The sequence below is a fragment of the Marilutibacter aestuarii genome (genome assembly GCF_006546775.1).
GTDB classification, from domain to species: Bacteria; Pseudomonadota; Gammaproteobacteria; order Xanthomonadales; family Xanthomonadaceae; genus Marilutibacter; species Marilutibacter aestuarii.
In genome coordinates this window covers 1-15,108 of the sequence record NZ_VICE01000035.1, presented here as the reverse complement: position 1 = coordinate 15,108, position 15,108 = coordinate 1, and the positions used below count along the sequence as shown (strand labels likewise).

At 69.5% G+C, this 15,108-nt stretch carries 16 protein-coding genes and 1 pseudogene; 8 read left to right on the top strand and 9 right to left on the bottom strand.

All coding sequences use genetic code 11. From position 1 onward, the window contains the following. Positions 1-13: 13 nt before the first annotated feature. Positions 14-436: a group III truncated hemoglobin gene (locus tag FKV25_RS03580; protein WP_141517424.1), complete on the bottom strand. Its 423-nt coding sequence runs from the start codon at positions 434-436 to the stop codon at positions 14-16. A 184-nt stretch (positions 437-620) separates the two neighbouring features. Then, positions 621-1,622 carry a type I glyceraldehyde-3-phosphate dehydrogenase gene (gene gap / locus FKV25_RS03575; protein WP_141517423.1) on the bottom strand — a complete coding sequence of 334 codons (1,002 nt, stop codon included), beginning with the start codon at positions 1,620-1,622 and terminating at the stop codon, positions 621-623. A gap of 159 nt (positions 1,623-1,781) precedes the next feature. Between gap and FKV25_RS03570 the strand changes: the two genes are divergently transcribed. Then, entirely contained in the window at positions 1,782-2,411 is a 630-nt protein-coding gene (locus tag FKV25_RS03570) for an OmpW/AlkL family protein (RefSeq protein ID WP_141517422.1), read from the top strand. 64 nt (positions 2,412-2,475) lie between these two features. Then, a complete protein-coding gene (locus tag FKV25_RS03565) occupies positions 2,476-3,273 on the top strand; it encodes a S1/P1 nuclease (RefSeq protein ID WP_141517421.1) in 798 nt (265 codons plus the stop codon). Positions 3,274-3,286: 13 nt separating this feature from the next. On the opposite strand, the gene FKV25_RS03560 is transcribed toward FKV25_RS03565, so the two are convergent. Continuing rightward, positions 3,287-3,766, bottom strand: coding sequence for a protein tyrosine phosphatase family protein (locus tag FKV25_RS03560; protein WP_170218499.1), 480 nt, complete (start codon positions 3,764-3,766; stop codon positions 3,287-3,289). Between the two features lie 86 nt (positions 3,767-3,852). After that, a complete protein-coding gene (locus tag FKV25_RS03555; RefSeq protein ID WP_246071882.1) occupies positions 3,853-4,173 on the bottom strand; it encodes an ArsR/SmtB family transcription factor in 321 nt (106 codons plus the stop codon). A 114-nt stretch (positions 4,174-4,287) separates the two neighbouring features. On the opposite strand from FKV25_RS03555, the gene FKV25_RS03550 reads away from it, so the two are divergent. Genes FKV25_RS03550 through FKV25_RS03535 form a run of 4 tightly spaced genes read left to right on the top strand, consistent with a single transcriptional unit; the run spans position 4,288 to position 6,760 of the window. Next, entirely contained in the window at positions 4,288-5,154 is an 867-nt protein-coding gene (locus FKV25_RS03550) for an MBL fold metallo-hydrolase (protein ID WP_141517419.1), read from the top strand. Between the two features lie 15 nt (positions 5,155-5,169). Beyond that, positions 5,170-5,601: a YeeE/YedE family protein gene (locus tag FKV25_RS03545; protein WP_141517418.1), complete on the top strand. Its 432-nt coding sequence runs from the start codon at positions 5,170-5,172 to the stop codon at positions 5,599-5,601. Beyond that, positions 5,598-6,014 carry a DUF6691 family protein gene (locus FKV25_RS03540; RefSeq protein WP_141517417.1) on the top strand — a complete coding sequence of 139 codons (417 nt, stop codon included), beginning with the start codon at positions 5,598-5,600 and terminating at the stop codon, positions 6,012-6,014. The genes FKV25_RS03545 and FKV25_RS03540 overlap by 4 nt, the downstream gene beginning before the upstream one ends. Continuing rightward, complete coding sequence (locus tag FKV25_RS03535) at positions 6,011-6,760, top strand: sulfite exporter TauE/SafE family protein (protein WP_170218498.1); 750 nt, start codon at positions 6,011-6,013, stop codon at positions 6,758-6,760. Before FKV25_RS03540 ends, FKV25_RS03535 begins: the two co-directional genes overlap by 4 nt. A gap of 9 nt (positions 6,761-6,769) precedes the next feature. Here FKV25_RS03535 and FKV25_RS03530 read toward each other — a convergent pair whose 3' ends face one another. Together FKV25_RS03530 and FKV25_RS03525 are read right to left on the bottom strand one after the other, a co-directional pair. Next, the gene (locus FKV25_RS03530; RefSeq protein ID WP_141517415.1) at positions 6,770-8,038 is read right to left on the bottom strand and encodes a TonB family protein; all 1,269 of its coding nucleotides are present in this window, start codon (positions 8,036-8,038) and stop codon (positions 6,770-6,772) included. Beyond that, positions 8,025-8,396, bottom strand: a complete 372-nt coding sequence (locus FKV25_RS03525) for a BlaI/MecI/CopY family transcriptional regulator (protein ID WP_141517414.1) — start codon at positions 8,394-8,396, stop codon at positions 8,025-8,027. The genes FKV25_RS03530 and FKV25_RS03525 overlap by 14 nt, the downstream gene beginning before the upstream one ends. Positions 8,397-8,515: 119 nt before the next feature. Here FKV25_RS03525 and FKV25_RS03520 point away from each other — a divergent pair, with 119 nt between their 5' ends. Both FKV25_RS03520 and FKV25_RS03515 read left to right on the top strand, forming a co-directional pair. After that, complete coding sequence (locus FKV25_RS03520) at positions 8,516-10,480, top strand: acetyl-CoA hydrolase/transferase C-terminal domain-containing protein (RefSeq protein ID WP_141517413.1); 1,965 nt, start codon at positions 8,516-8,518, stop codon at positions 10,478-10,480. A gap of 47 nt (positions 10,481-10,527) precedes the next feature. After that, the gene (locus FKV25_RS03515) at positions 10,528-11,214 is read left to right on the top strand and encodes a hypothetical protein (protein ID WP_141517412.1); all 687 of its coding nucleotides are present in this window, start codon (positions 10,528-10,530) and stop codon (positions 11,212-11,214) included. A 55-nt stretch (positions 11,215-11,269) separates the two neighbouring features. Here the strand turns inward: FKV25_RS03515 and tkt are convergent, their stop codons facing one another. The 3 genes and pseudogenes from tkt to FKV25_RS16140 all read right to left on the bottom strand — a co-directional run. Continuing rightward, the gene (gene tkt / locus FKV25_RS03510) at positions 11,270-13,261 is read right to left on the bottom strand and encodes a transketolase (RefSeq protein WP_141517411.1); all 1,992 of its coding nucleotides are present in this window, start codon (positions 13,259-13,261) and stop codon (positions 11,270-11,272) included. Positions 13,262-13,430: 169 nt separating this feature from the next. Beyond that, entirely contained in the window at positions 13,431-14,750 is a 1,320-nt protein-coding gene (locus FKV25_RS03505) for a dicarboxylate/amino acid:cation symporter (RefSeq protein WP_141517410.1), read from the bottom strand. A gap of 63 nt (positions 14,751-14,813) precedes the next feature. Next, a pseudogene (locus tag FKV25_RS16140) lies at positions 14,814-15,108 on the bottom strand (BatD family protein); the annotation flags it as partial.

Sequence of the window (15,108 nt, the reverse complement as noted above, 5' to 3'; positions counted from 1 at the left end):
TTCAGTCCTGCCCTCAGGGCACGTCCATCACGGGGAGACCCAGGCCGCGGGTGCGCTCGCCGACCCCGACGCCATAGCGCAGGCTGCGGCCGATGCGGGTGGCGTACTCCACCATGCGCGCGGCCTGCGTGGCCGGCAGCAGTTCGGCGGCGGTGGCTTGCCACAGGTCCAGCCAATGCTCGAAATGCTCGGCGTGGATGGGCAGCCCGCGATGCTTCGCCATCGGGTTGCCCCGGTAACTGCGCGTGCCCAGGGCCACCGAAGACCAGAACGAGACCAGCAGGGCCTTGTGGCCCGGCCAGTCGTCGATCGCGGCGTTGAACACCGGGCCGAGCGTGGGATGGACGCGGACGCGGTCGTAGAAGCGGTCAACCAGCAGGGCCAATTGCGCTTCGGTCAGCGTGTCGATGTCGCGGGAGGCGTTCGATGCATTCATCCGCTGACAGGATACCGCGCGAGGGCGTGGCTGCGTGCTCGGGCGGCGAACGGCCGCCGGTGCGGGCAAGAGGCCTTGTGCCACCGCCACGCACGGAGCGAACCCTGGCGCCGCAAAAGAAAAGACCGGGCAGGCCCGGTCTTTTCCTCGCGCCAGTTGTTCGCCGCGGACGGCGAGCCCCGGATCAGCCGGCGATGACCTTGGCCATCTCCAGGCACTTGTTGGAATAGCCCCACTCGTTGTCGTACCAGCTCACCAGCTTGACGAAGCTGCCGTCGAGCGCGATTCCCGCTTCGGCATCGAAGATCGAGGTGCGCGTGTCGCCACGGAAATCCGTCGCCACGACCTTGTCCTCGGTGTAGCCCAGCACACCCTTGAGCGCGCCTTCGGACTGGGCCTTCATCTCGGCGCAGATCTCGGCGTAGCTGGCGTCCTTCTCCAGCTCGACCGTCAGGTCGACGACCGAGACGTCGCTGGTCGGCACGCGGAAGGCCATGCCGGTCAGCTTCTTGTTGAGCTCGGGGATGACCACGCCCACGGCCTTGGCCGCGCCCGTCGAGGACGGGATGATGTTCTCGAGGATGCCGCGACCGCCGCGCCAGTCCTTGTTGGACGGGCCATCGACGGTCTTCTGGGTGGCGGTGGCCGCGTGCACGGTGGTCATCAGGCCGCGCTTGATGCCCCACTTGTCGTTGATGACCTTGGCGATCGGCGCCAGGCAGTTGGTGGTGCACGAGGCGTTGGAGATGATCGCCTCGCCCTTGTAGGTGCCGTGGTTGACGCCGTAGACGAACATGGGGGTGTCGTCCTTGGACGGCGCCGAGAGGATCACCTTCTTCGCGCCCGCATCGATGTGCTTCTGCGCGGTGTCCTTCGTCAGGAACAGGCCGGTGGACTCGATGACCACGTCGGCGCCCACTTCGTCCCACTTGAGGTTGGCCGGGTCGCGCTCCTGGGTCAGGCGGATCCGCTTGCCGTTGACGACCAGGGTGCCGCCGTCGACCGAGACCTCGCCCTTGAAGCGGCCGTGCACGGAGTCGTAGCTCAGCATGTACGCCAGGTAGTCCGGCTCGAGCAGGTCGTTGATGGCGACGATCTCGATCTCGCCTGCGAAGTTCTGCACGGCCGAGCGCAACACGTTGCGTCCGATGCGGCCGAAGCCGTTGATGCCTACCTTGATGGTCATTGCTGGGAGCTCCTGCGGCCGCGTCCGGCGCGGCGGGTGACGGGGGCCCACATTCTAGCAGGCCCGCGGGACGGGCTCTTCCGGGGCGCGGCGGATTTGAGCGCGGTCAAGTCCCGGACGACGCGAATGCCGATAGTGGCGCCACTCCCATCTCGAGCCATGCACATGCGACATCCCCTGAACACCGCCGCCCTTGCCCTCGCCCTGGGCGCCTGCACGGTGCCCGCCCTGGCGCAGTCCAGGGGCGACTGGACCCTCGGCCTGGGCGCCCACGCGGTGGCCCCCGCGTCCGACAATGGCCGCCTGGCGGGAGGCAGCCTGGCGGTCGAAGTCGACGACAACGTCCGGCCGACCGTGACCTTCGAGTACTTCCTCCGCGACAACCTCGGCCTGGAGGTGCTTGCCTCGGTGCCATTCCAGCACGACATCGCGATCCGCGGCCTTGGCACGGTCGGCAGCACCCGCCAGTTGCCGCCCACCGTGTCCCTGCAGTACCACTTCAACGACGGCGGACGCGTGCATCCCTTCGTCGGCGCCGGCCTGAACTACACGCATTTCTTCAGCGAGGACACGCGTGGCGCCCTCGCGGGCAGCCGCCTGGCGCTCGACGATTCCTGGGGCCTGGCCGGCCACCTGGGCCTGGACGTCGACGTCGGCGAGCGGGGCGCCATCCGCGTCGACGCACGATGGATCGACATCGACACCGGCGTCCGTCTCGACGGCGCGGACCTGGGCACGGTCGCCATCGACCCCTGGGTCTACGGCCTCGCCTACGTCCTGCGCTTCTGAGCCGCCTCCCCGCCCGCCAGATCCGGTCATCGGGAATGGGGCCGGCGTGGGCTAGAGTAGGCGCATGAACCTGCGTACCGCACTGGCCGCCGCCGCGCTGGCCACCGCCCTCGTCCTGCCCCCTTCCGCGCATGCCTGGGGCGCGATGGGCCACCGCCTGGTGGCCGACCTCGCCTGGGACGCGATGACGCCCCAGGCGCGCGCCAGCGCCCGGCACCTGCTCGCACTGGAAGGCGACGCGCGCCTGGCCGACATCGCCAGCTGGGCCGACGAGCTGCGCGCCAACGACCCCGACCTCGGCCGGCGCAGCGCGCGCTGGCACTACGTCAACATCGGCGAGGGCGACTGCGATTACCGCCCCGGACGCGACTGCGCCAGCGGCGACTGCGTGGTCGCGGCGATCGAAGCGCAGGCGGCGATCCTCGCCGATCCGGGGCAGACGCGCGCTGCACGCCTGCAGGCGCTGAAGTTCGTCGTCCATTTCGTCGGCGACGTCCACCAGCCGCTGCACGCGGGCCGCGCCGACGATCGCGGCGGCAATACCCACCAGCTCAACATCGACGGGCGCGGCAGCAACCTGCATGCGCTGTGGGACAGCGGCCTGCTCGCCCAGGCCGGCCTCGACGAGGCCGCCTGGCTCGCGCGCCTGCGGCGCTTGCCCGCGATCGGTGCCACGCCTGCATCGACGCCCGCCGACTGTGCGGAGGCCTCGTGCGCGATCGTCGAGCGCCCGGGTTTCTATCCGCCCAAGGGCACGCTGGATCCGGCCTACGCCGGGCCATGGCTGCCGGTCGCCGAGCAGCAACTTCGCGTGGGCGGGCAGCACCTGGCCGAGGTCCTCAACCGCGCACTCGGCGGCTGACGCCCGCCAGGCTTCAGTCGGCCGGCAGGCCGAGCTGGCGCCGCACCTGCGGCTCGGCGCTACCCAGCCCCGCGCGGCGACCCAGCTCGACCGCCTCTTCGGCAGGCATGCCCCCAAGGGCGACGGCCAGCGCCACCAGGCCGCCGACGCGGTTGCCGGAGGCGCAATGCACGAGCACCGTGCCATCGGACCCTTCGAGCAGCGCGCGCAGGCGTTCGGCGTTCGCGGCGTCGATCCCCGCGGCGCCGTCCACCGGTATCGCGTGGTAGGCCATCCCGGCGGCTTCCACTTCGGCCGCCGCGTCGCGACCGGCCATTTCCGCGTCGGTGCGGAGGTTGACCACCCGGGTCACGCCCATCGCCCTGAGCCGGGCCCAGTCCTCCGGCGCGGGCTGGCCGGCTGCCAGCAGGCCGCTCCTGGCCAGGCGCAGGTGGGGGATGCCGGTCGCGGACGGATCCGCCGGCAGAGAGGTGGGCTCTACGTGCGTGGACATGTTCATCGCGGCGGTTCCGTTGGAGGGCGACGTGCCGCAGGCCGCCAGGGCTGCGGACAGGGCCAGTGGGGGGAGGAGCGCGGCCTTCATCGCGCCGACGGCCCGCAGTAGATGTCGTGCAGGGTCGCCATGACCTGCTGGGCCGGCCCCGGCTGCAGGCGATAGAACACCTGCACGCCTTCACGGCGGGTGTCGACGATCCCGGCCTCGCGCAACACGGCCAGGTGCTGGGACAGCGCCGACTGCGAGAGCGCGAGGCGTGCATGGAGCTCGCCGACGCCGAGTTCGCCTTCGACCAGATGGCACAGGATCATCAGGCGCTGCGGATTGCCGAGCGTACGCAACAGGGTCGAGGCATCGGCGGCATGCACCTGCATCCGTTCGAGATCGAGGACGCCGGTGGACATGGGAACGGCAGCGGTCACTGCGCTCTCCTTTGCTTGGAATGGCACCATTATATCAACACTTGCTAATTTAGCAACACCTAATATAATCATGTCATTCCCGACAGGAGACGTCGCATGAACACCCTCGTCCACCCCTTCTTCCACGCCGATACCAATACCTGGACGTACCTCGTCCACGCCGAAGGCGCCCACGAAGCCGCGGTGATCGATCCGGTCCTGGACTTCGACCCCAAGTCGGGGCGCACCCGAACGCACTCGGCCCAGGCCCTGGTCGACGCGGCGGCGGCGGCCGGCCTCGAAGTGCGCTGGATCCTGGAGACCCATGCCCACGCCGACCACCTCAGCGCCGGCCACTGGCTGAAGTCGCAATGGCCCTCCGCCACCCTCGCCATTGGCGAGGGCATCCGCGCCGTGCAGGAGACCTTCCGCTCGATCTTCAACCTGGGCGACGGCTTCCCGGTCGACGGTTCGCAGTTCGACCGCCTGCTGCGCGACGGCGAGACCTTCGACATCGGCCCCCTGCAGGCGCGGGTGATCGCCGTGCCGGGGCATACCCGCGACAGCAACGCCTTCCTGGTCGGCGATGCGCTGTTCACCGGCGACTCGATCTTCATGCCCGACGGCGGCACCGCGCGATGCGACTTCCCCGGCGGCGATGCGCGCACGCTTTACCGCTCGATCCACAATCTGTTCGACACCCTGCCCGACGACACGCGGGTGTTCGTCTGCCACGACTATGGCCCCAACGGGCGCGCATTCGCCTGCCAGAGCACGATCGGCGAACAGAAGCGCGACAACATCCACGTGGGCCAGGGGATCGACGAAGAGCGTTATGTCCAGATGCGGGAAGCTCGCGACGCCACCCTGGCGATGCCCACGCTGATCCTGCCGTCGGTGCAGGTGAACATCCGCGCCGGCCAGCTGCCGCCGGCCGAGGACAACGGCGTGCGCTACCTCAAGCTGCCCCTCGACCTGCTGTGACCCGGAGAAGCCGGCATGAGCGTACCCACTGAATTCACCCCCCTCGCCTCCCTGGCCGGGGGCGCGCTGATCGGGCTGGCCGCGACCTGGCTGCTCGCGTCCATCGGTCGCATCGCCGGCATCAGCGGCGTGCTCAACCATGCGGTCGAGCAACGCGACGGCCGTGCATGGCGACTGGCATTCCTGGCCGGGCTGGTCGCCGCCGCCGGCGCCTGGTTCCATGTCACCGGCGTCCTGCCGCGCACGGGCTTCCCGCTGCCCCTGCTGGTGGCGGCGGGCCTGCTCGTCGGCTTCGGCACCCGCCTGGGCAACGGTTGCACCAGTGGCCATGGCATCTGCGGGCTGGCGCGTCTGTCCCGGCGATCGCTGGTTGCAGTCGCGGTCTTCATGGCCTGCGGCTTCGCGACGGTGTACATCGTCCGCCACCTCATCGGAGTGGCGTCGTGAAGCCCGCGCTGCACGCCCTCATCGCCGGGGCCCTGTTCGGACTCGGCCTGGCGGTCTCGGGCATGACCGACCCGGACAAGGTGCTCAACTTCCTCGACATCGCCGGCACATGGGATCCCTCGCTCGCGCTGGTCATGGGCGGTGCCCTCGCGGTGAGCCTGCCCGGCTACGCCTGGGTCCGCCGACGCCAACGCACCTTCTGCGACGCACCGCTGCCCGCCGCGCCTTCCACGCGCCTCGACGGACGCCTGCTGGGCGGCAGTGCCCTGTTCGGCGTGGGCTGGGGCCTGGCGGGCTTCTGCCCGGGACCGGGGCTGGCCAACCTCGCGCACGGCAGCCTCGAAGCAGTTGTGTTCGTCCTGGCCTTGCTGGCAGGCTCGGCACTGGCCCGCTTCGTGGTTCCCCCCAATTGAGCGAAACCGAACTGATCCTCGCCGTGCTGCTGCTCGGCGTGGCCGCCCTCTATTCCTCTGTCGGCCATGCCGGCGCCAGCGGCTACATCGCGATGATGGCGCTGATGGGCCTCGCGCCGGAGCAGATCCGGCCGACCGCCCTGACCCTCAACCTGCTGGTGGGCGGCATCGGCCTGTTCCGCTTCTGGCGCAACGGCCACGTCCGCTGGCGCAATGTGCTGCCCTTCGTGCTGGCCTCTGCGCCCGCTGCATTCTTCGCCGCGCAGATCCAGCTGCCGAAGGAGAGCTACTCGTTCCTCCTGGGCGTGGTGTTGCTCGTGGCGGCGATCGGCGTGTTCCGCCACGCCTCGCAGGCCGAGGAAGAAGATGCCGCGACCGCCGGTCGGCGGGTGCCGTGGCTGCCCGGCCTGGCGACCGGCGCGGGCATCGGCGTGCTGTCGGGGTTGACGGGCACCGGCGGCGCGATCTTCCTGACGCCGCTCCTGCTGTTCGCACGCTGGATGCCCACGCGCGAGGCCAGCGGCACGTCCGTCGCCTTCGTCTGGATCAACTCGCTCACCGCGCTCGCCGGGCTCCTGCACGCCACCGGCAGCCTGCCGACGGCGCTGCCCCTGTGGCTCGGCGCGGTCGCCATCGGCGCGCTGATCGGCACGCAGATGGGACTGCACTGGTTGCCGCTCAAGGGGCTCCGCCGCGCGCTGGGCGTCGTGCTGCTGATCGCGGCGGCGAAGCTGTTCTTTGCCTGAGTTCGACCCTCAGCGTTGGGTGGAGATCGTCTCCAGGGCAACGGGGTCGACGCCTGCCTCCCTTGCGGCGCCCTCTTCGGGCGGATTGCCGTCTGCGTCGAAATGTATCGGCACCCGGGTCCGGAACGGCACGGGCTTGCCATTCCTGACTTCGGGGTTGAAGCGCCACTTGTAGGCCGCATCGACGGCGGCCGCGTCGAACACACCTTCCGGCTCGGCGGTTTCCACCTCGACATGCGTGGGCGTGCCCGTCGCGTCGATGTCGACCAGCAGCACCACCTTCCCGGAAACGCCTGCCTGGGCGAGCCCGGCGGGATAGCGGGGTGCGTCCAGGGCCAACGCCATGGCAACCGATTCCGGGGGCGTCGAGGCAGTCGTTGCCTGGCGACCCGGCTGCGCCGCCCATGCCGCCATGCCGGCGCCGGCCACCAGGATGCCGACGAGGGCTGACCCGACGGCAGTGCGTTTCGTGGAACGTGGTGTGTGCTTGAGCATCTCGATTCTCTCCTTGAGTGGATGACTGAAACCCCAGTGGCAGCCGAGCGGCAATGGCTGGCTGGCCAGTTGGGTCTGGAGCATGGCCTCGCCGTAGGCGCGGCGGTGGTGCGGGTGTCGCGCGACCACGGCGGCATCGCAGGCCAGCTCCTGGTCGTGGCGGAAGTGGCGGGCGGCAAAATGCACGAGCGGGTTGAACCAGATCAGGCACCGCAGCACCGCCACCGCGGCATTGGCGTGCAGGTCGCCACGGCGGACATGAAGGCGTTCGTGCTCGCGCATCAAGGCGCGTTGCTCGCTGGAGTAGCGGCTGTCGAAATCGCCGGGCACGACAACGCGCGGTCGCAGCAGTCCCATTGCGGCGGGCAGGCCGACCTGGCCTTCGGCCTGGTAGCAGCCGTCGTCACGGCGCTGCAAGGAACCCAGCCCGATGCGGAACGCGCGTTGCTGGTACGCGAACCTGCAGGCCAGCACGCCTGCGCCCAGCAGCCATGCCATGACCCACGGGTCCAGGAGTGGCATGCCGGTCGACGACGAGCCTGCGTACAAGTTCAGCCCGGTGCCCGGCAGGAACTGCACGGAGGCCGCATGTCCCGGCGCCAGCCGCGGCGCTGGCAACAGCACCGCCAGCAGGCACGCCGGCACCAGCGCCCAGATGGCATAGCCGATAGAAGGGCCAAGCACGCGTCGTACCGGGCCGCGAAGCAGCAGCACCACGACCACCGCGGCACTGGTCGCAATCGCGGATTCCAGCAAGGCCCGCAGGATCTCAGCGCTGCCCATCGTCGATCTCCTCGAGCAAGGCGCGCAACTCGCGGACGTCCTTGGCGCTGAGCTTGCGCTGCTGGCTGAAGTGCGCGACCAGTGGCGCCACCCGCCCCTCGAACAGGCGCGCGAGCATGCCCTCGCTCTCTTCCTGCACCCAGTCCTCGCGGCGCAGCACGGGCGAATAGAGATAGCGGCGACCGTCCTTCTCCGCCGTGATCGCCCCCTTTTTGAGTAGGCGGTTGAGCAGGGTCTTGATGGTCGGCTCCTGCCATTGCTGGCGATCGCCAAGGGCCTCGACCACGCCTTCGGCCGCCATCGGCGCGCTGCGCCAGAGCAGTTCCATCACGATCGACTCGGCTTCGCTGATCTTCACCGTTTACATCCGTAATTTTTAATTAAATTTACAGATGTAATTCTTCGTGTCAAGCACTCCCCGGCCGCGACTGGCCACCATCACCCGCCCGCCATGGGCCGGCACGGTACGCTGTGGCCATGACCGATGCCCCACCCGGACGGCCGACGCCCGCCACCGACCTCGACCATGCCGTGACGCTGATGCTCGAGCGCATCGAAGGGCCGCTGCGGATCGGAGCCCCGCTCGGCCTGGGCAAACCGCACCGGCTGCTCAACGCCCTGTACGAACGCCTGGCTGACTCGCCCGACCGCGGCCTGCACCTGTACACGGCGCTCTCGCTGGATCCGCCCGGGCCCGCCAAGGGACTGGAAGGTCGTTTCCTCGGCCCCTTCGTGCGCCGGCATTTCGGCGATGATTTCCCCCGCCTGGCCTATGTCCACGCGCTGCGGCGCAACGCGCTGCCCGCGCACATGGAGGTCGAGGAGTTCTACATGCAGTCCGGCGCCATGCTCGGGTCGCGGCAGGCGCAGCGTCGCTATGCCAGCCTGAACTACACCCACGTGGCGCGGGCGCTGGCCGACCGCCGGATCAATGTCATCGTGCAGAAGGTCGCGCGCGAGCCGGGCGGCGAGCACCTGTCGCTGTCGTGCAACACCGACCTCACCTTCGACGCCCTGGCGGCGGTGGCGTCGCGCGGCCTGGCGCGCCCGTTGATGGTCGCCGAGGTCGACCCCGAACTGCCGTGGCTGGGCGGGGGCGCGGCCGTGGATGCGGACTTCTTCGACATCGTCGTGGATCCGCCGGGGCCGCATCCAAGACTGTTCGGCCTGCCACGCCAGCCCGTTACCGACGTCGACTATGCAATCGGCTTCCATGCCAGCACGCTGGTGAAGGACGGCGGCACGCTGCAGATCGGCATCGGCGCGCTTGCCGACGCCCTGTGCCACGCCCTGGCGCTGCGACACGCGGACAACGCGGCGTATCGTCGCGTGCTCGCCGCCCTGGGCTCCGACGCCGCGGAGGACCCCGCACTGGGCGCTTTCGACGTGGGGCTCTACGGCTGCAGCGAGATGCTCAACGAGGGCTTCCGCCGCCTGGTCGACGCCGGCGTGATCCGTCGCAAGGTGGTGGACGACCTTGCGCTGATGGAGCGCGACGCCAGCGGCAACCTAAGTCCTGCCGACCGCGAGCGGCTCGCGCGCGAGGGCCAGTTCCTGCACGGCGCCTTCTACCTCGGGTCCGCCGACTTCTACCAGTGGCTGCGTGATCTCCCCGAGGCCACGCGCGCGGCCATCGGCATGTGTCCGGTCAGCGCGGTCAACGAACTGTATGGCGGCAACGAGACACTGGAACGCCTGCAACGGCGGAATGCGCGCTTCTTCAACAGCTGCATGATGGCGACCGCCCTCGGCGCGGCGGTGTCGGATGCGCTGGAGGACGGCCGCGTGGTCTCGGGCGTCGGTGGGCAGTACAACTTCGTCGCGATGGCCCACGCGCTGCCCGATGCACGCTCGGTGCTGATGTGCCGCGCCGCGCGCGACAGCCACGGCCGGCGCAGCTCCAACGTGGTCTGGAACTACGGCCATGCGACGATCCCGCGCCACCTGCGCGACGTCTACATCACCGAGTACGGCATCGCCGACCTGCGCGGCGCCAACGACGAGGACTGCATCGCGGCCATGGTGGCCATCACCGACGCCGATTTCCAGCCGGCCCTGCTGGCCCAGGCCAAGGCCGCGGGCAAGATCGCCGGGGATTTCGCGCCGTCGCCGGCCGCCATGCGCAACACACCCGAAGCCTTGCGCGCGCGCCTGGCCCCGCTACGTGGCGACGGCACCCTGCCCGACTATCCGCTCGGCAGCGATTTCACCCCGGTCGAACAGCGCCTGGTCGCGGCGCTGGGCTGGCTGAAGGCGGCGACCGGCTCGCCGATGGGCAAACTGGGCACCGTGCTGCTCGCCGTCTTCGCGGGCGCCTCGCGAGACCGGGAGGCCCTGCAGCGGATGGACCTGCAGGCGCCCGGCGGGATCGGGGCCTGGCTGGAATCGCGCCTGCTCTCGCTCGCCCTGGCCAAGGCCCCGGGGACGGGAACGGGGCCGTAGCCACTTTGCCTATACTGTCGCCTGGCACGCTACAGGTTCCTCGCTGGATGTCCGCAGACAACGTATACAAGCACTTCTACCGCACCATGCGCCTGGCCGCGACCGAGCTCAGCGACGGCGGCGGCCCATTCGGTTTCGACATCACCACCGCACTGGAATTCGATTTCCTGGTGGAGCGTTACCAGTGCGATGCGATCATCGAGACCGGCAGCAACATGGGCGACACCACCGACTACCTCGCCCGCACCTATCCCCACCTGCAGATCATCACCTGCGACGTGGTCGACAAGTACGTGGACATCGTCAAGCGTCGCGTCGGCTTCATGCCGCACACCCACGTCGAGAAGATCGACTCGCCCGACCTGATCGCGAAGTTCAAGGACGAGTTCCGCTGCCCGCTCTACTACCTCGACGCGCACTGGTACGAGGACTGGCCGCTGGAACGCGAGCTGGGCCTGATCGAGAACGGCGTGGTCTGCGTCGACGACTTCAACATCGGCCACCCTCGCTTCGGCTTCGACAAATACGGCGAAGTCGAGTGCGGGCCACGGATGCTGTCGCGCTTCATCGACAAGGTGCCGCACTTCTACACCAACAATCCCGACGCCCAGCACGAACTGCCGTGCCTGCAGACCGGCCGGCGCGGCGGCAAGGCGTACTTCGCGATCAACCAGTTCGACCACATGAAGCACCACCGGTATTTCCGGCGCTTCGAGACCCCCAGGCCGGCCTGACCCCTGGCATGCGAACGGCGCCCGCAGGCGCCGTCCGTCTTCGAACCCGTAGGCCTCAGGCCAGCGCGCGCGCCGCCTCGACCGCCTTGTCGACGGTGAACCCGAAGTGCTCCATGAGCGGCTTGATCGGTGCGGAGGCGCCGAAAGTGTCGATGCCGATCACTGCGCCGTCCAGGCCGACGTACTTGCGCCAGAAGTCGGACACGCCGGCCTCGACCGCGACGCGGCGGCGGCAGGCGCGCGGCAGGACCGACTCGCGATAGGCCTCGTCCTGGCGGTCGAAGACGTCGGTCGAGGGCATCGACACCACGCGGACGGAATCGCCCAGGCGTTCGGCGGCCTGCATGGCCAGCCCGACTTCCGAGCCGGTCGCCAGCAGGATCGTCTCCGGCGCACCCACTGAATCCTTGAGCACGTAGCCGCCGCGCGCGATGGCGGCGACCTGGGCCGCGTCGCGTGCCTGGTGGTCGAGGTTCTGGCGCGAGAACACCAGGCAGCTGGGACCGTCGTGGCGCGTGATCGCGGCCTTCCAGGCGACCGCCGACTCGACCGCGTCGCACGGACGCCAGACGTCGTTGTCGGGGATGTAGCGCAGGCTGGCGAGGTGCTCGATGGGCTGGTGCGTCGGACCGTCCTCGCCCAGGCCGATCGAGTCGTGGGTGTACACGTGGATCGCCTGCGCGCCCATCAGCGCGCTCATGCGCACCGCGTTGCGCGCGTAGTCGCTGAACACCAGGAAGGTGGCGTCGTAGGGAATGAAACCGCCGTGCAGGTTGAGGCCGTTGCTGATCGCGGTCATCGCGAACTCGCGCACGCCGTAGTACACGTAGTTGGCATCGGCGGCATCGGAGGCGACCGACTTGCTGCCCTTCCACAGGGTCAGGTTGGAATGCGCGAGGTCGGCCGAACCGCCGACCAGTTCCGGCAGCAGCGGCGCGAAGGCCTCGATGGCCATCTGCGAGGCCTTGCGCGACGCCACCACCGGGCCGTCGGCCTGCAGGCGTGCAATATAGGCGTCGGCATCGGCCAGGAAGCCCTCGGGCAGCTCGCCGTGCGAACGCCGGGTCAGCTCGGTGGCCTCGGTCGGGAACTGCGCGGCGTAGGCGTCGAAGAGGGTGTTCCACTGGTCTTCGCGGACCAGGCCGGCGTTGCCGGCATGCCAGCCATCGCGGAGCGCCTGCGGGATGTCGAAGGCGCCGTGGGCCCAGCCCAGCGCCTCGCGGGTCGCGGCGACCTCGTCGGCGCCCAGCGGCGCGCCATGGCTGGATTCCTTGCCGGCCTTGGCCGGCGAGCCGTAGCCGATGGTGGTCCGGCAGCAGACCAGGGTCGGCTTGTTACTGGACGCCAGGGCGACCTCGATCGCCTGCTTGATGGCATCGGCGTCATGCCCGTCGACGCCGCGGACGACGTTCCAGCCGTAGGCCTCGAAACGCGCCGGCGTGTCGTCGGTGAACCAGCCCTGGGTGTCGCCGTCGATGGAGATGCGGTTGTCGTCCCAGAACGCCACCAGCTTGCCCAGGCCCCAGGTGCCGGCCAGCGAGGCGGCTTCGTGGGAAATGCCCTCCATCAGGCAGCCATCGCCCATGAACACCCAGGTGCGGTGGTCGACGACCTGGAACTCGGGACGGTTGAAGCGCTGGGCGAGCAGCTTCTCGGCCAGCGCCATGCCCACGGCGTTGGCGAAGCCCTGGCCGAGCGGACCGGTGGTGGTCTCGATGCCCGGGGTCATGAAGTTCTCCGGGTGGCCCGGCGTCTTGTAGCCGAGCTGGCGGAAATGCTTCAGGTCCTCGATCGAGAGGTCGTAACCCGACAGGTGCAGGAGCGCGTACTGCAGCATCGAGCCGTGGCCGTTGGACAGCACGAAGCGGTCGCGGTTGAACCACTTCGGGTTGTTCGGGTTGTGGCTGTAGTAGTCGTTCCACAGCACTTCGGCGATGTCGGCCATGCCCATGGGCATGCCGGGATGGCCGGAGTTGGCGGCCTGGACCGCGTCGATGGCAAGGAATCGGATGGCGTTCGCGAGGTCGCGGCGGCTGGGCGTCGTCATGGCGTCGAGGGCAGTCTTGGAAGCGGCAGGAGGCACCCGGGACGCGGCTGACCGGCCTGGACGCGGGTCCAGAGCGGCCGTGCGAGGGCGACGGGCACGCTATTGTCCCATCCGGCGGCCCCGCTGTCGCCCTCCCTGCGCCCGGAACGCGGCCCGGGCGCCAACCCGTTCAGCCGGCGCGTCCGGCCGCGCGGGCCTCGGCGGCCGCTTCGCTGCGACCGATGACCACCGATCCGGCCATGTCGCCGCCGACGTTGACGACGGTCCGGCACATGTCGAGCAGGCGGTCCACGCCGAGGATCAGGCCGATGCCCTCGGGCGGGATCTTGAACATCACCAGGATCATCGCGATGACCGGCAGCGAGCCGCCCGGTACGCCGGCCGCGCCGATCGAGCCCAGGATGCACATCACCAGGATCATGACCTGCTGGAACAGGCTCAGGTCGACGCCGAAGAACTGCGCCAGGAACAGCACCGTGATGCCCTCGAAAAGGGCCGTGCCGTTCATGTTGGCGGTGGCGCCCAGGGTGCAGACGAAGCGGGCGACGCGACGCGGCACGCCCAGGGCTTCCTCGGTCACCTTAAGCGTGGTGGGGAGGGTCGCGCTGGACGAGGACGTCGAGAAGGCGGTCAGCAGCGCCGGTTCGGCGCCGCGGAAGAACGCCAGCGGCGACATCCCGCCGAACAGCTTGAGCAGGATCGGGAAGACCACGAAGAAGTGGATCGCCAGGGCCAGGATCACCGTGCCCACGTAGCGCGCAAGCTGCACCAGCACGTCGACGCCCAGCTTGGCGGTGATGGAGAACAGCAGCGCTGCGACCGCGTACGGGGCGAGCTCGATCACCCAGCCGATGAGCTTCAGGCAGATGTCGTAGATGCCCTGCACGGCGGAGACGAAGCTGCGGGTGCCGTCGGTCTGCAGCACCGTCGCGGCCACGCCGAACATGAGGGCGAAGAACATGATCGCGATGAGGTCGCCACTGGCGGCGGCGGCCACCGGGTTCTTCGGCACGATGTTGAGCAGGATGTCGATGCCCGAGACGCCCTCGCGCTTGCTGGCGACGTCCGCCGCGCGTTCGGAGCCGGCGGCGAGCAGGCTCTGGCCCACGTCCTGCGACAGGCCCGTGCCGGGCTGGAGCACGTTCACGCAGACCATGCCGATCAACACGGCGAAGGCCGTCACCACGAGGATCCAGACCAGGGTCTTGCCGCCGATCCGGCCCAGCGACTTCGCGTCGCCGATCTCGACCACGCCGAGCACCAGGGCGGAAAAGACCAGCGGGATCACCAGCATGAACAACAGGCGCAGGAACAACTGGCCCACCGGGTCGGTGACGTAGCGGATGAGGGCGTCCACCCACGCCGCCTCGCCGATGAAGAAATTCGCCAGCAGGCCGGCACCGGCACCGACGATGAAGCCCAGCAACATCCGCGTGTGCAGGGACAGGCCGGAGCCACTGGAGGTGTGCGAGGCGTTTTGATCGGTCATGGCGCGATTCCGTCGGGACGCGGCGAGCTTATCAAACCGCGCGCCGACGCCCGGCCGGAGCGATCAGCGGCGCGGGTAGAGCGGCGGCAGGAGGGACTCGCCCGCCGGTCGCTCCCGGGGCGTCCAGCGGGGACCGTCGGCGAAGGCCTCGCGCAGCATGGCGCGCGCCGACGGCCCGTCGCCATCGGCCCAGCGGGCCTGTTGCATCGCCTCCAGCGCCTGGCGCTGGTCGGGGCTGGCAAGGCGTGCGAGCAGGGCATCGACACTGCGGACCGGCGGGTCGGCCATCGCCCCGAGCACCTGCACGACGTCCTCGAAGCTGCCGGTGTCGAGCGCCTTGCGCAGCGCCCCCGGCGCG

Excerpts from the sequence above, each read along its gene's own strand:
- FKV25_RS03520 (WP_141517413.1), top strand. The coding sequence starts at position 8,516 with ATGACCGATGCCCCACCCGGACGGCCGACGCCCGCCACCGACCTCGAC.
- FKV25_RS03580 (WP_141517424.1), bottom strand. The coding sequence starts at position 436 with ATGAATGCATCGAACGCCTCCCGCGACATCGACACGCTGACCGAAGCG.
- FKV25_RS03560 (WP_170218499.1), bottom strand. The coding sequence starts at position 3,766 with ATGTCCACGCACGTAGAGCCCACCTCTCTGCCGGCGGATCCGTCCGCG.
- gap (WP_141517423.1), bottom strand. The coding sequence starts at position 1,622 with ATGACCATCAAGGTAGGCATCAACGGCTTCGGCCGCATCGGACGCAAC.
- FKV25_RS03530 (WP_141517415.1), bottom strand. The coding sequence starts at position 8,038 with ATGGGCAGCGCTGAGATCCTGCGGGCCTTGCTGGAATCCGCGATTGCG.
- FKV25_RS03545 (WP_141517418.1), top strand. The coding sequence starts at position 5,170 with ATGAGCGTACCCACTGAATTCACCCCCCTCGCCTCCCTGGCCGGGGGC.
- tkt (WP_141517411.1), bottom strand. The coding sequence starts at position 13,261 with ATGACGACGCCCAGCCGCCGCGACCTCGCGAACGCCATCCGATTCCTT.
- FKV25_RS03565 (WP_141517421.1), top strand. The coding sequence starts at position 2,476 with ATGAACCTGCGTACCGCACTGGCCGCCGCCGCGCTGGCCACCGCCCTC.
- FKV25_RS03555 (WP_246071882.1), bottom strand. The coding sequence starts at position 4,173 with ATGTCCACCGGCGTCCTCGATCTCGAACGGATGCAGGTGCATGCCGCC.
- FKV25_RS03570 (WP_141517422.1), top strand. The coding sequence starts at position 1,782 with ATGCACATGCGACATCCCCTGAACACCGCCGCCCTTGCCCTCGCCCTG.
- FKV25_RS03505 (WP_141517410.1), bottom strand. The coding sequence starts at position 14,750 with ATGACCGATCAAAACGCCTCGCACACCTCCAGTGGCTCCGGCCTGTCC.
- FKV25_RS03550 (WP_141517419.1), top strand. The coding sequence starts at position 4,288 with ATGAACACCCTCGTCCACCCCTTCTTCCACGCCGATACCAATACCTGG.
- FKV25_RS03515 (WP_141517412.1), top strand. The coding sequence starts at position 10,528 with ATGTCCGCAGACAACGTATACAAGCACTTCTACCGCACCATGCGCCTG.